Source organism: Jejuia sp. G7-7 (assembly GCF_055808955.1).
Genome location: NZ_JBVVSZ010000002.1, coordinates 2,063,515 through 2,077,951, shown reverse-complemented (window position 1 = coordinate 2,077,951; position 14,437 = coordinate 2,063,515). Strand labels below are relative to the sequence as shown.

The 14,437-nt window shown below is 31.7% G+C and carries 13 protein-coding genes and 1 pseudogene; 8 read left to right on the top strand and 6 right to left on the bottom strand.

Going from position 1 to position 14,437, the window contains the following annotated elements; translation table 11 throughout:
• Positions 1-65 precede the first annotated feature (65 nt).
• The 3 genes and pseudogenes from folP to AC0L5U_RS19800 all read left to right on the top strand — a co-directional run bounded on the left by folP (position 66) and on the right by AC0L5U_RS19800 (position 2,394).
• Positions 66-890 (top strand): dihydropteroate synthase, encoded by an 825-nt coding sequence (gene folP, locus AC0L5U_RS19810; protein ID WP_473418145.1) that lies wholly within the window; start codon positions 66-68, stop codon positions 888-890.
• A gap of 1 nt (position 891) precedes the next feature.
• On the top strand, positions 892-1,572 hold the full coding sequence (locus AC0L5U_RS19805; RefSeq protein WP_473418144.1) for a hypothetical protein: 681 nt from the start codon (positions 892-894) through the stop codon (positions 1,570-1,572).
• A gap of 37 nt (positions 1,573-1,609) precedes the next feature.
• Positions 1,610-2,394: pseudogene (locus AC0L5U_RS19800) on the top strand (diadenylate cyclase).
• Between the two features lie 12 nt (positions 2,395-2,406).
• On the opposite strand, the gene AC0L5U_RS19795 reads toward AC0L5U_RS19800, so the two are convergent.
• The 3 genes from AC0L5U_RS19795 to AC0L5U_RS19785 form a co-directional block, all read right to left on the bottom strand.
• On the bottom strand, positions 2,407-4,173 hold the full coding sequence (locus AC0L5U_RS19795) for an ABC transporter ATP-binding protein (RefSeq protein WP_473418142.1): 1,767 nt from the start codon (positions 4,171-4,173) through the stop codon (positions 2,407-2,409).
• Complete coding sequence (gene truA / locus AC0L5U_RS19790; protein ID WP_473418141.1) at positions 4,174-4,917, bottom strand: tRNA pseudouridine(38-40) synthase TruA; 744 nt, start codon at positions 4,915-4,917, stop codon at positions 4,174-4,176. It abuts the gene before it with no gap.
• A 158-nt stretch (positions 4,918-5,075) separates the two neighbouring features.
• On the bottom strand, positions 5,076-5,501 hold the full coding sequence (locus AC0L5U_RS19785) for a YybH family protein (protein WP_473418140.1): 426 nt from the start codon (positions 5,499-5,501) through the stop codon (positions 5,076-5,078).
• A 262-nt stretch (positions 5,502-5,763) separates the two neighbouring features.
• On the opposite strand from AC0L5U_RS19785, the gene AC0L5U_RS19780 reads away from it, so the two are divergent.
• On the top strand, positions 5,764-6,282 hold the full coding sequence (locus AC0L5U_RS19780) for a metallophosphoesterase family protein (protein WP_473418139.1): 519 nt from the start codon (positions 5,764-5,766) through the stop codon (positions 6,280-6,282).
• Between the two features lie 214 nt (positions 6,283-6,496).
• Positions 6,497-6,925, top strand: a complete 429-nt coding sequence (locus AC0L5U_RS19775; RefSeq protein WP_473418138.1) for an FKBP-type peptidyl-prolyl cis-trans isomerase — start codon at positions 6,497-6,499, stop codon at positions 6,923-6,925.
• A 286-nt stretch (positions 6,926-7,211) separates the two neighbouring features.
• On the opposite strand, the gene AC0L5U_RS19770 is transcribed toward AC0L5U_RS19775, so the two are convergent.
• Positions 7,212-7,622 (bottom strand): DUF4293 domain-containing protein, encoded by a 411-nt coding sequence (locus AC0L5U_RS19770; RefSeq protein ID WP_473418137.1) that lies wholly within the window; start codon positions 7,620-7,622, stop codon positions 7,212-7,214.
• A gap of 198 nt (positions 7,623-7,820) precedes the next feature.
• On the opposite strand from AC0L5U_RS19770, the gene rho reads away from it, so the two are divergent.
• The 3 genes from rho (at position 7,821) to AC0L5U_RS19755 (ending at position 11,477) form a co-directional block, all read left to right on the top strand.
• On the top strand, positions 7,821-9,452 hold the full coding sequence (gene rho / locus AC0L5U_RS19765; protein ID WP_473418136.1) for a transcription termination factor Rho: 1,632 nt from the start codon (positions 7,821-7,823) through the stop codon (positions 9,450-9,452).
• A 267-nt stretch (positions 9,453-9,719) separates the two neighbouring features.
• The gene (locus tag AC0L5U_RS19760; protein WP_473418135.1) at positions 9,720-10,016 is read left to right on the top strand and encodes a hypothetical protein; all 297 of its coding nucleotides are present in this window, start codon (positions 9,720-9,722) and stop codon (positions 10,014-10,016) included.
• A 228-nt stretch (positions 10,017-10,244) separates the two neighbouring features.
• Positions 10,245-11,477 (top strand): DUF481 domain-containing protein, encoded by a 1,233-nt coding sequence (locus AC0L5U_RS19755; RefSeq protein WP_473418134.1) that lies wholly within the window; start codon positions 10,245-10,247, stop codon positions 11,475-11,477.
• Positions 11,478-11,590: 113 nt separating this feature from the next.
• Here the strand turns inward: AC0L5U_RS19755 and AC0L5U_RS19750 are convergent, their stop codons facing one another.
• Positions 11,591-11,950, bottom strand: a complete 360-nt coding sequence (locus tag AC0L5U_RS19750) for a hypothetical protein (RefSeq protein ID WP_473418133.1) — start codon at positions 11,948-11,950, stop codon at positions 11,591-11,593.
• Between the two features lie 132 nt (positions 11,951-12,082).
• On the bottom strand, positions 12,083-14,350 hold the full coding sequence (locus tag AC0L5U_RS19745) for a DUF7133 domain-containing protein (protein ID WP_473418132.1): 2,268 nt from the start codon (positions 14,348-14,350) through the stop codon (positions 12,083-12,085).
• Positions 14,351-14,437 lie beyond the last annotated feature (87 nt).

Below are 14,437 nucleotides of genomic sequence, written 5' to 3'. Positions count from 1 at the left end.
AAAACCTTCAAAGTTTAAGGTTTAAAGTTTTAAACTATATACAAACACTCTAGCTAATTGTATTAATGACCATAAATTGTAAAGGACAGCTTATAGATTTATCAACCCCTAAAGTCATGGGTGTTTTAAACGTTACACCAGATTCTTTTTACGATGGAGGCGCTTATAAAGATGAATCTTCCATTTTAAATCAAGTAGAAACTATGCTAACTGAAGGCGCCACTTTTATTGATGTTGGAGCATACAGTTCTAGACCAAATGCAGACCATGTTAGTGAAACCGAGGAGTTACAACGTATTCTACCAATTGTAAAATTAATTATTAAGCAATTTCCTGATACTTTTTTATCTGTAGACACTTTTAGAAGTGAGGTCGCTAAACAATGCGTACATTCTGGAGCTGCCTTAGTTAATGATATTTCAGCAGGAAAACTTGATAACGAGATGCTAAAAACTATTGCAGAATTACAATTGCCTTATATTATGATGCACATGAGAGGTACGCCACAAACCATGCAACAATTTACCGTTTATGATGATTTAGTAAAAGATATTTTATTCTATTTCTCTGAAAGAATTTCAGCTGTTAGAGATTATGGAATTGTTGATGTTATTATAGATCCTGGTTTTGGATTTGCAAAAAACCTACAACAAAATTTTGAATTATTAAACAAACTGGAATTATTCAAAATGATTAAAAAACCTTTACTAGTTGGCGTTTCAAGAAAGTCAATGATTTATAAAACTTTAGAAACTTCTGCTCAAGAAGCTTTAAATGGTACAACAGTTTTAAATACTATTGGCTTACAAAAAGGTGCTTCTATTTTGCGGGTTCATGATGTTAAGGAAGCTATGGAATGTGTTAAGTTGGTTCAATCTTTAAATTCTTAAAATGAAACAAATACTATTTTTATTTTTAGTGGTTTTTTGTTTTTCCTGCGGAAATAAAAAGGTCTTACAATTACCAGAAATTAATCATTCTGAAATTACAGATATTAAAGATGTGTCTCATGCATATTTGTTTTATGACGAAACACAACCTGATAGCGTAAAACTCAATAGAAAAAATTTAATAAGCACTACAAACTGGTTAATAAATGTAGATAAACGCCTGACTTTAAAACAGGCTATTCCGCATATCAAATTTTTGCAAGACAAAAAGAAATCTTCCAGTCATAAAAATGAAAAGGCTAAAAATTATTTTACTTGTCATGATTTGAGTCAGAATAATTTGGGTTTTTTAGAGTTTTCGGATATAGCCTATGAAGATTACGGATTCAATCATATTTTAAAAAATACTAAGGAGCGCAATTGGACACCAATAATTGTTCACGTTGAAAGTGCAGATAAGATATTCTTCTTATTTATTGCAAAGGATAAAAACCCTAAAACCAATACTTTAAATCTTAAAAATGATATTGAAAATATATTAAAACGTAGCACAGGAATGATGAAAATCATCCTCAGCATTAACAAAAATATATCCTTTCAAGATTATATTAGCATTAAAACTCAGTTAACAGAATTAAAAACAGAAAACTTGGAAATTTTAGAACAGGAAAGAATTTATTAACTCTAATTTCTTAAATTTACAAAAACCCACAAACCTATTGAACATTTTTGAAGACATCTTAAACTTACGTCCTGTGGACTACATAGATCTAGTTCTTGTTGCTTTACTGCTCTATTATGTTTACAAATTAGTTAAAGGTACAGTTGCTATCAATATTTTTATTGGTATCATTATTATTTATGGTGCTTGGAAACTGACTGAATTCCTGGATATGCAATTGCTCACAGGTATTTTTGGCGGTTTTATGAAAGTAGGTATTATTGCCCTAATCGTAGTTTTTCAACCTGAAATACGGAAGTTTCTGCTCATGGTAGGTTCTACTAATTTTAGCAGACGTCGTAAATTTTTACAGCAATTAAAGTTCTTAAAAACTGAGGGCACTAATGAAACCGATGTAGATGCTATTATATCGGCATGCAGTAAAATGTCAATGTCCAAAACAGGCGCTTTAATTGTTTTTGAACGCAATAACAATCTTGATTTCTTATCAGAATCTGGTGATGAAATGAATATTAAAGTCACACAGCCTATTATAGAAAGTATTTTTTTAAGAACAGTCCGTTACACGATGGCGCCATCGTTATCAGCAATAATGTTGTAAAAGCTACTCGTGTTATTTTACCTGTAAATAATGAAAAACACATACCACAACGCTTTGGTTTACGTCATCGTGCCGCCATTGGTGTTACTGAAAAAACGGATGCACTAGCATTGGCTGTAAGTGAAGAAACAGGGCATATTTCCTATTTTAAAGATGGAGAATTTGTAGTTTTTGAAGATACTACCGAGCTCAATAAAATGATTAAGAAAGACTTAGCCTAAACTTAGCATAATTTAAGCCACAGCCTCTTTCAAAAACTGAACTTCATAAAGATTTCTGTAATACCCATTTTCTTTTTTAAGAAGTTCTTTGTGTGTGCCTTGCTCTACAATTTCGCCGGCATCCATAACCAATATTTTATCAGCTTTTTTTATGGTTGCTAAACGGTGTGCAATCACTATTGAAGTTCTTCCTTTTGTAATTTTATCAGTAGCATTCTGAATGAGTTGTTCAGAATAAGAATCTACAGAAGATGTAGCTTCATCTAACACCAAAATACTGGGGTTAGTAACATAAGCTCTTAAAAACGAAATCAATTGGCGTTGGCCAGAAGATAACATCACACCACGTTCCTTTACATTATATTGATAACCACCAGGAAGCGAATTTATAAACTCATGCACACCAATTGATTTTGCGGCATCAATAACTTGTTGCTCAGTTACATCAGGGTTGTGAAGTGTAATATTATTCATGATTGTATCTGCAAATAAAAACACATCTTGCAATACCACAGCTATTTGCGTTCTTAAAGAAGATAATGTCACATCTTTAATGTCTAAATCATCAATAGCAATTACACCATCTTTAATTTCATAAAAACGATTTAATAAATTAATAATTGTAGATTTTCCTGCACCAGTAGCTCCAACAATAGCAACAGTTTGTCCTGCTTTAACACCAAAAGAAATACCTTTCAAAACAGGTTCATCTTCAACATAGTTAAAAATTACATTTTTAAATGCTATATCACCTTTAAAATGTGCAGCTTCATGAGTACCGCTATCATCAATTTGTGATGTTGTGTCTAAAACCTTAAACACTCTAGTTGCGGCAACCATTCCCATTTGAAGCGTGTTAAACTTATCTGCTATTTGTCGTAGTGGCCTAAATAGTTTTGGAATAAATAAAATAAATGCAAACAACACCCCTTGAGATGCTGTACTTTCTAAAGCATAACTCAACCCTCCAAAATACACCACTAAACCAATAGTAATGGACGATGATAATTCAGCAATTGGAAAAAATATAGAGTTATACCAAATGGTTTTTAACCAGCCTTTTTTATGACGTTCGTTAATGGCTCTGAATTTCTCATTCTCTATAGCTTCTCGAGCAAATAGTTGTAAAATTTTCATACCAGTTAAACGCTCTTGTACAAAAGAATTCAAATTAGAAACTTCTGTACGTACTTCTTCAAAAGCCTTTTTCATATACTTCTGAAACAATCGTGTAGCGTATAGTACTATTGGTAACATTGCAAATACAATCAAACTCAAACGCCAATTCATGTAAAACATGGCTCCAGAAACGACAACCATTGTCAGTAAATCTTTAAAAATCTGGAATAATCCTTGACCAAAAATATCTGCAATACGTTCCATATCGGTAACAGAACGAGTAATTAAAACTCCAACTGAAGAATTATCATAGTACTTCATTTTAAAACGAAGCAAATGATTAAACAATTTTACACGCACATCTTTAACTACATGCTGCCCTAACCAACCCGAATAATAAATAAAAACTAACGTAAACAGAAACTCTAAAAACAAGAGCACTACCATAATAATTACAAACCATAAAAAGCCTTCAGCTACCTTATTGGTCAAATTCTCATCAATAGCCTGCTGCAATAAATAAGGTGTTGCAACACCTAAAACTGCTATAATTAAAACAGAAGTAAACACCGTTGCAAACACCGTCTTATAAGGTTTAATAAACTTAAATAAACGTTTAAACAGCGTTACATCAAATATTTGTTCTTTTTGTTTCGTCATTTATAATTTAATAGTTTCAGGATAGCTAACCTTGGTTATATACAAGCCGTGTGCAGGTACGGAATATCCAGCTTCGCTCCTATCCTTAGATTTTATAATGCTGTGCAACTGGTCAATCTCTAGTTTCCCTAAACCAATGTTTATAAGTGTCCCCACAATAGCTCGCACCATATTACGCAAAAAGCGGTCGGCAGTAATTTCAAAATGCAATTCATCATTTTTAGCAAACCACGCTGCGTGTTTAATATCACAATTATACGTTTTTACATCGGTATTCGACTTAGAAAAGCATTGAAAATCTTGATACTCCAATAAGATTTTCGCAGCGATATTCATTTTCGCCACATCCAAATCCTGCTTTAAATAATAAGTATTTTCAAATGTAAAAACGTTTTTTCTAATACTTATCCGGTATAAATAACTCCGTTCGGTAGCATGAAACCGCGCATGTGTATTAGGCTTCACTTCAAAAACTGAAGTAACAGCAATATCCTTCGGTAAAAAAGAATTCAGTCTATACACCAAATCTTCAGTATTCAAAACAGTTTCCGTATCAAAATGCGCAAACATTTGTCTGGCATGCACACCAGTATCCGTTCTGCCGGCCCCCATAACACCTATGGTTTCGTTGAGCAACGTAGACAATCCTTTTTCTAAAACTTCCTGAATCGAAATCGCCGTAGGCTGAATTTGCCACCCATGATACGCGCCGCCGTTATATGAAAGTTCTATAAAATATCGCAATGTGTGTTAACCCTTTTATGAAATAACAAAGATAGATAGTTTTAATAGTCCTACATCAACCTTAATCTTAATTAAATATTAAAAAATAGAATACCAAGACATACATTATTGAAAGTTTCAATAATGTATGTCTTGGTATTTAAAAGTGAATAAAAAAATTATTCTTCATTTTTATTTAATGGAGAGTGGTGTTCATGAACTATTCTCCAACCTTTTTTTGTTTTCAAAAACAGCAAGGTCATTTGCTCACTAATTTCAGCAAGGTCTTCTCCAAATTTTAAATGAAAATTAGTGTGTAATGTAACATTAGCAACATCGCCATAAACTACTATTTTTACATCATTAAAATCAAGTTTTAATATCTCTGTAACAGAACCAAATACACCTCTTTCAAATTTTTCGTTTTCTTCTCCACCGTTTCTTAATTCTCCGTTTTTAAACTCCGTAAATTTTGGACCATAGGCATGATAAGAAATGAGCTTGTCTAAATCTCCATCTTTCACACTTTTCCCTATACTATCTAATGTTAATTTTACTTCTTGTATAGCTTCAGGAAATTCATTGTTTAATAAATCAATTTTCACTTCTACTGCTTCTTTTTTTCTTCTTGTTGTTTACATCCTGTGATTAGAACTCCAAAAATCACAAAAAACATTAAAGTTAATTTAGTTTTCATAATACTTTATTTAATTGGTTAATAGCCTTTTAGAAAGGTACAACATTTATACTGAAGCAATGATTGGACATATATAGGCTCTTTAAATAATTTCCAAAATTTTAGACCAATTATCAATAACTTTACAAACAAAAGTTTAACTTAGGTAAACTGAAATAAATTCAGAACAAGTGACCAAAATACTCCTGCTTTCAGATACACACGGTTATATAGACAATGACATCTTAAAGTACGTTAAACAAGCTGATGAAGTATGGCATGCTGGCGACATTGGCTCTCTAAAAGTTACCGATTTTATTAAAGATTTAAAACCACTACGTGGTGTTTATGGCAATATTGATAGTGCCGATGTTAGAGTTGAATTTCCAGAACATAATCGATTCATATGCGAAGATGTTGATGTTTGGATCACACATATTGGCGGCTATCCACCAAAATACAATATGCGTGTTGCAGAAACAATTAAACAAAATCCGCCACGATTGTTTATTTGTGGACATTCACATATTCTTAAAGTAATGCCCGATAAAAAATTAAATCTCATCCACATGAATCCTGGTGCGGTTGGCAAACATGGTTTTCATAAAGTTAGAACTATGTTACGTTTTACTATTGATGGTAAAAAAATCGATGATTTAGAGGTTATTGAATTCCCTGTTAGACATCCTAAAACTAACAGTCCCTCCTAAATCCTCCCCAAACAAAGTGTAATTGCTTACAGTTACAGCATATCTTTATTGAAAATAATTTGTATACTTTTTATTTAACTGAAAAACTCCTTCCCTATAGGAAGGTTGGGAAGAGCTTTTTGTTTCCCTTATTCGAAGGGATTAAGAGAGGCTTTTTCACCCAATTAGTTGTAAATTTGCAAACTTATTTAAAAACAGAAAAATAGTATTAGATATGAGTCAAGTAAAAGAAAATGATACAGTAAAAGTACATTACACAGGAAAATTAAGCAACGGTCAAGTTTTTGATAGTTCCTTAGAAGGAGAACCATTAGAGGTTACTCTAGGACAGGGGATGCTCATTCCTGGTTTTGAAAAAGGTATCGTTGATATGAAAGTAAATGAAAAGAAAACAATTAATATTCCTGTGGCTGAGGCTTATGGCGATGTGCAAAAAGAATTGTTTTATGAAGTAAAAAGAGAACAATTACCACAAGATATGTCTCCAGAGGTTGGTATGGGACTTGCTTCTAAAGATCAAGAAGGTAGAGAAGTACAATTTAGAATTTCTAAGGTTAATGAAGACCATATTATTGCTGATGCTAACCACCCATTAGCTGGACATGATTTAACATTCGATTTAGAACTTGTTGAGATAAAATAACAACAAGTTTTTAGTACTTATTTAAAAGCCTGAATTTATTTTTAGGCTTTTTTATACCCAAAAAAGCAGGAGGCAGTTTTGCGCCTTCGGAGTAATTAAGTGGAAAAACACAAAGATTGAAACTTGAATTTGGTGGATGGGTGCGTTAGGTAATAGAGTTGCATCCTTTTTTGAGGCACGAGAAAAAGATATTGAGGAAAGTCCGACTCTTTTTAGGTGTAACGCCATAAAAAAGCCCAAGATCTTCACCTTGGGCTCACGCACTAATACTACTAAGATGTTAGGTTTAACGTAATCGATCTACAGATTTTACGAGATCTTCATCCTTCTTAATGGCCTTATTGGCTAATGCCAAAAACACGATAGAAATAATAGGAAGAAACATCCCAATACCTTTCTCTGAAACTACTGTTTCTCCAGATAAATTTAGAGATAGATAAACGAAAAATCCTAGTAAAAAAAAGTTTAATATGATGTTAAGTCGCCCCAATACGAACTGAAGCTTCCTGTTTTTAAACATAAATACGGTAATTAACGATAGTACTCCTGATACTATGAACGCTGCAAAATATGGCAATTCGTCTTTAGCAAAAACCGTAGTACCATCATTTGTAATCCATAAATGAACCACAAAGATAAGACCTAGCGAACTTATAGCTGCTAATAATAAATAAACACTTTGTATACGTTGTAACATTTAAATACAAAAATAATTGATGGCAAAAATAATAGTTTCTTTATTAATTTGGGAGATTAAATTAAAATAAAGTTGTATAATTGCAGTAATAATTCACAACAATCGGTATAACAGATTGTTAATTCTTCAGAATAAAATTCATTTTTTTCAGAAAAACTCAAGTTTATATTCAATATAATAGCACCCAATTAAACATTTATGTTTGAAATTTCACAATTAAAAGAAAAGAAACTCGCTGAATTACAGGAGATTGCAAAGAAATTGAACGTTCCAAAATATCGTTCTCTAAAAAAATTAGATTTAGTTTATCAAATTCTAGATCAACAGGCTGCCGACCCTAAAGCTGTAAAAGCTGTTGTTGCGCCACAAGCTACATCTGAAACAAAAGCAGAAACTTCTGCTGAAAAACCTGCTAGAAAACCTAGGCAACGCGTTCAGAAACCTGCAAAAAACGATCAACAACAAAACAACGATCAGGCTGCAGATCAAAAACCTGAAGTTGAAGTTACACAGAAAGCTGAAACTCCTCAAAAGAGAGAAGATAAGAAACCTGTGCACAAGCCAAACCCAAGACCACAAAACGATAATCATAAAAAACCAAACCCTAGGTCTAATAATCATCAAAACAAAAATCAAAATAGAAATCAAAAAAACGGAAATATCGATAAGGGTAATAAAGATAATAGAAACCGTTACCGCGAGCCTGATTTTGAATTTGACGCAATTATTGAAAGTGAAGGTGTTTTAGACATCATGCAAGATGGTTATGGATTTTTAAGATCTTCGGATTATAATTACTTGTCGTCTCCTGATGATATTTATGTATCGCAATCGCAAATTAGATTGTTTGGTCTTAAAAAAGGAGATACTGTTTTAGGACATGTACGTCCACCAAAAGAAGGCGAAAAATATTTCCCACTTATTAAGGTTAGTAAAATTAACGGGCAAGACCCTAATGTGGTAAGAGACCGTGTAGCTTTTGAGCATTTAACACCATTGTTTCCTCAAGAAAAATTCAATTTAGCAGAACGCCAAAGTACCATTTCTACAAGAATTATGGACTTGTTTGCACCTATTGGAAAAGGACAACGTGGTATGATTGTATCGCAGCCTAAAACTGGTAAAACCATGTTATTAAAGGATGTGGCAAATGCAATTGCGGCTAATCATCCTGAGGTATATCAAATGATATTATTAATTGATGAGCGACCTGAAGAGGTAACTGATATGCAACGTAATGTTCGTGGAGAAGTTATTGCTTCTACTTTCGATAAGGAAGCTCATGAGCATGTAAAAATTGCCGACATTGTACTTGAAAAAGCAAAACGTTTAGTTGAATGTGGACATGATGTTGTAATTCTTTTAGATTCTATTACACGTTTGGCAAGAGCTTACAATACTGTGCAACCTGCTTCTGGTAAAATATTAAGTGGTGGTGTTGATGCTAATGCGTTACACAAACCAAAACGTTTCTTTGGTGCAGCTCGTAACATTGAAAATGGTGGTTCTTTAACCATTATTGCTACGGCACTTACCGAAACTGGTTCTAAAATGGACGAAGTTATCTTTGAAGAATTTAAAGGAACTGGTAATATGGAATTACAATTAGATAGAAAAATATCTAATCGTAGAATTTTCCCTGCTATCGATTTAACATCTTCAAGTACGCGTCGTGATGATATATTATTAGATGATAACACCATTCAACGTATGTGGGTAATGCGCAAGTATCTTGCAGATATGAACCCTGTTGAAGCTATGGAATTTATTAACGATAGGTTTAAACAAACTAGAAATAATGAAGAGTTTTTGATATCCATGAATGGGTAACAAGAAAACTAACTAATTAAACTATGCCTCAACAGAAATGTTGAGGTTTTTTTGCTTAATACTTTACCAAAAATTAGAAGTTTTTTATATTAGTCCTTAATATTTAATAGTATTTAAACTTAAAATGAACCAAGAAAAAAATCAAAAAATAAAGGAAAAACAATAGGGTTAATTATTGGAGTCCTCGCTTTTGCAATAACATATTTTGGAGTAAAACGACTATTCAAAAAAGATTTAGCAGATGAGTTAAAAATAGCCGCAATTGAGTTGAACAAGCAAACACCAATGGAAATTGATGCATATACCAGATTAGATAGTGCCACAACCATAGGCAAAACCAATTTCATCTACCATTATACTTTAAGAGATCTTGTAAAATCTGATGTAAATTTAGAAGAAGTAAAAAATTATATAGAACCAAGCGTAATTCAGAACGTAAAAATCAGTCCTGATTTAAAAGTGTATCGCGACAATAATGTTACTATGAATTTTAAATACTATGATAAAAATGGTGTTTTTTTTACAGAGATATCTGTAACACCAGAATTATACAATAGTAAATAAAATCAGATACTTTCTTTCACATGTTTAGCTTTTTAAAAATTATTAAAGGATTGTATAAGCATTACATATCTCTGATTTTTGAATAAAACAGTTATGCAAACTATGTACAAAACATATGCAAACGTGGTATATTATGTGCAAAACAACTAATTCCTATAAAATGACCTAAACACACGCTCATAATTTTACTATTAATTCTATATTTGAAACTTACCCAAGAATACAATAATGAGCAAAATTTTTATTAGAACACTTTTTACCATTTTTTTATTAATCCCATTTATTTCTATTGCTCAATCTGAGGAAAAAGAAAGTATAAAATTATTTGTAGAATGTAACTGCGATAAAAACTATATAAGACAAGAGATTAAAAATATTAGTCATGTGCGAGATCAGGGTTTGGCAAATGTGCAAGTTTTTATTTATGATATTGGTAATGCTAGTGGTGGAAGAACGTATAGACTTGAGTTTACAGGTACGTCGTCATTTGAAGGTATAACTAATGAATTATCATTTGATTCTAATGCAAACATGACGTCAGATGATGTTAGAAAAAGATTGGTATGGCGTATAAAAAAAGGATTGTTAAAGTATATTTTAGAATCTGATATTGCCAATAGAGTTACATACCGTATTAAAGGAAAAGCCGAACCCAAAGAAGAGGAATATTATGACCCGTGGCACAACTGGATTTTTGAAATTTACGGTGAAGGAAAATTTGACAAAGAAGCAAGTCGTAAAAGATTTGAGTACAAAGTAGGTTTTGAAAGCGATCATGTAACGGATAAATGGCGTATAAGAGGCGATTTTCAAATAAGCCAAAACAATAGTGAGTTTATTAGAAACGATCAAGAATTCACAAGTAAACGAGAGCGCTATTTTGTTGCGGGAAGTGTTGTTCGTAGTCTATCGGACCATTGGTCTGCAGGTATATTTTTAAACGCAAGAAACAACACGTTTACTAATATAAATTTAGCAGGAGCGTTTTCTCCAGCCATAGAATATAATATTTTCCCATATAGTGAAGTACTTAAAAGAGAAATCGTTTTCGCCTATAAAATTGGATATATACATAATGATTACATAGAAACCACAATTTTTGGCAAAAATCATGAAGTAATCTTCAATCACTCATTTGATATTCAATTACGTTACAGACAGCCTTGGGGGAATATATATTCCAGAATTAGAGCATCTACATTTTTAGAGGATTTCTCTAAAAACAGACTTCAAGTTAATAGTAATTTATCGGTTAGAGTATTTAAAGGTTTTTCGGTAAGATTTTCCAGTAATCTGGAGTTTATAAGAGACCAGATTAATCTTCCAGCAGGCGATGCTTCATTAGAAGATGTATTATTACAACAAAAGCAAATTGCTACTGATTTTGAGTTAGGTTTTTCGGTAGGAGTCACCTACACCTTTGGTTCTGCATTTAATAATATAATAAATACTAGGCTTTAAATATTTTTGGGCGTTACCACAGGGGTCGGTCGGGCTTTCACTACTCTCCCGATTATTATCGGGATCAAATATGCCGTTCAATCCCTAACGCAAATTGTAACTAAAAATTAAATTTAATAACTATTCAACAAATCTCTGTACTCTTTTAAGTCAGCAATATTAGATTTGTTGTTTAAATTTCTAATGAGTGAAATTAAATATTTAAGACTTTCAACTGGGTTAGTATCAGCCTCTATAACAACTCCTTCTTCCTCAATAGGTTCATCTCCAAGAATAGGTATTAAAAACGACTCGTTAGCTTCAATATGCTCGTAAGTAAGTCTCAATACTTTAACAACTAAAGGTATTTGAGCTTCTAAAGCATATCCTCTTAATTCTTTTAAATCTTCAATTAATACATCTGTATTAATTCCAGACTTATCTAAATTTTTAAGAATTTTATCTATTAATTTAATTGCTTTTTTATTTTCCAAAAGAGTTTTGTGTTATGAGTTATAGATTTTACAAATTTAATTTTTTAAAAAACTTTTCACACTATAAGAAGGCTAAAAAAATTAATAAAAAAAGTTTTTATTTAAGAGGCATTTTCAATATTAAAAATGATATTACTTTTCTAAACTTAACAACTCAACTTCACTAAAAACTGATCCATCTTTCGGTTTTAAATTGCGTAATAACTTTATTTTATCAAGTTCTACCTTTTTAGAATCGCCAGCAAAAGCACTTTTAACATATTGAACTATATTAAGTATATCTTGATCTGTAAAATCAGGGTTATTAGCAAGTCCGGGCATTGTAGTGTTCAATTCGTATAATTCTCCATTTACATGAATTGGCCCTGATAAACCATGTAAGATTACCAAAGCCAATCTATCAGTAGAGGTTTTTATATATTCAGAGTTTTTTAATGGAGGTGCTAAATTAGCAATACCTTCTCCTTCAATACCGTGACATGTAGCGCAGAGGTTTCTATATATTTTATACCCCGCAGTTCTTATATCAGTACCAACATGTTTTTTAGTATAAATAAAATTCTTTTTGTTGTTTTTTATATTTGAGATTGTTGAAAGTAAAGTGGAGATGGAGGTACTATCAATCTGTTTGCCTTTTAAAAGCATTTTATAGATTTCTTCTTTACCTCTAAGGCTATTTACCAATGCTTCTTGATATATCAAATCGTTTTTATGTTTATTTGACAATTCATATACTATTGGAAATATTTCTTCTGATGAAAACTGCATCCAATTTCCTAAAGAACTTAAAATATAAAAGTCTATCTCTGGATTGTTACTAAAAATTAATTTTTTAATTATTTTTAGAATTGAATCTAAATGGTGAGTACTAGCAAATTGTTCAATTAAAATAAGTCCATGACTTATTACTTTGCTATCACTATCAGAGTCTAGTAGTTTCTCTAAAACCGAAAAATCTAAAGCATCTAAACCGTTTAAAGTATGTAATGTATGTATTTGTGAAATAGGAGCTTCTGTATTTTGAAGCATTTCTTTCAATATAGGAATTACTTGTTTTTCATTTTTAAAAATCAATAATTGTTGTGCTCTATCTCTTAACCATCCATTTGGGCTACTCAATAATTCAACAAGTTCAGAACTATTAGCTTCTTCTAAATTCACTAATTTACTTGAAGTGTTATTTTTTGGTACAACTCTTAAAATTCGCCCCATACCTATTATCGTATCGAGTTGTTTTTGCCTCATATGTTTTAACAAATAAGGTGTCATAAAAGCTTTGTCTTGTATGATACCACGATGCATATCAACAACATACAAATTTCCGTCTGGACCATTATGTAAGTTTACAGGTCTAAAACCTTCATCTGTAGATGCAATAAATTCTTTATTCTTTATGGCTTGTTTTGCGCTAACAGTAATACCATCAAACTTTAAAACATTTCGCTTTACAAGATTTGCTTCAGGAGCACAAACAAAAGCATTTTCTATATAATCTTGAGGAAATTTATTGCCTCTATACACCAATGGACCACATGCCGAAGTCACATTTACCAATAAACTATCTTTGTCTAAAACCCCTTTTCTATAGCCTCTATTTACAGAAGTTGGGTGTAATGGGTATACTTTTTGGTCTGGTGTTAGCTTTTTTCCAATAGCAGATTTTGGTCTCAAATATTCATTTTTAATAAGTGTATTTGGTAATACATAATCCCCAATTAATTGGGTTGAATTTGTATTGTAATAAAGTCGTCCAAAATTATCTTTAGTAATTCCCCATTGACCCCGCATAGTTGTAGGTTCCTTTAACCATACTTTTCCTTTTCTCTTATATCGAAAATTAGACTTTGCACTATATATCCAATTATCAATATGTAATAACAATCCATTTGGTTGATGCTCTACATTTCCACCATCAGAATATAAAGAATCCACTAATACTCTGTTAATAGGTTTATCATCTTTTATATCTACAAACCAAAGATTTGGGGGTTCAGCATACAGAAGTCCTCCATATACATGAGCAATTGCTCTAGGTAAGATAAGACTATCTAAAAATATTTTTGAATGATCTGTTATCCCATTATTATCTAGATCTTCCATTATAGAAATAACACCGTTGGGTATATCAGTTCCTGTACCTTCAAGGTTTTGCATGTATCCTTTCATCTCTACAATCCACATACGCCCTTTATTATCAAAATCCATAGCCACAGGTGCTTCAATAAAAGGTTCTGAAGCAGCAACATCTAGTTTAAATCCAGCTTCTATTTGATAGTTTTCGAGATTAATTTTTGGCTCTTCATAAGTTTTGGACTTGCAAGAATTTATTGAAAGCGCAAAAACAAATAATGCAAATAAATTAAGATTATATTTTAAAAAGATATTTAAATGAAGATGCATTAATAAGGCTTTTAGAAAATTATATACTTTCTTTTGTAAAATTGAGAAATTAATATCTAAATTAAGGACACTTTTAATCATAGTTCT

Excerpts from the sequence above, each read along its gene's own strand:
- folP (WP_473418145.1), top strand. The coding sequence starts at position 66 with ATGACCATAAATTGTAAAGGACAGCTTATAGATTTATCAACCCCTAAA.
- AC0L5U_RS19805 (WP_473418144.1), top strand. The coding sequence starts at position 892 with ATGAAACAAATACTATTTTTATTTTTAGTGGTTTTTTGTTTTTCCTGC.
- AC0L5U_RS19795 (WP_473418142.1), bottom strand. The coding sequence starts at position 4,173 with ATGACGAAACAAAAAGAACAAATATTTGATGTAACGCTGTTTAAACGT.
- AC0L5U_RS19775 (WP_473418138.1), top strand. The coding sequence starts at position 6,497 with ATGAGTCAAGTAAAAGAAAATGATACAGTAAAAGTACATTACACAGGA.
- AC0L5U_RS19770 (WP_473418137.1), bottom strand. The coding sequence starts at position 7,622 with ATGTTACAACGTATACAAAGTGTTTATTTATTATTAGCAGCTATAAGT.
- rho (WP_473418136.1), top strand. The coding sequence starts at position 7,821 with ATGTTTGAAATTTCACAATTAAAAGAAAAGAAACTCGCTGAATTACAG.
- AC0L5U_RS19755 (WP_473418134.1), top strand. The coding sequence starts at position 10,245 with ATGAGCAAAATTTTTATTAGAACACTTTTTACCATTTTTTTATTAATC.
- AC0L5U_RS19745 (WP_473418132.1), bottom strand. The coding sequence starts at position 14,350 with ATGCATCTTCATTTAAATATCTTTTTAAAATATAATCTTAATTTATTT.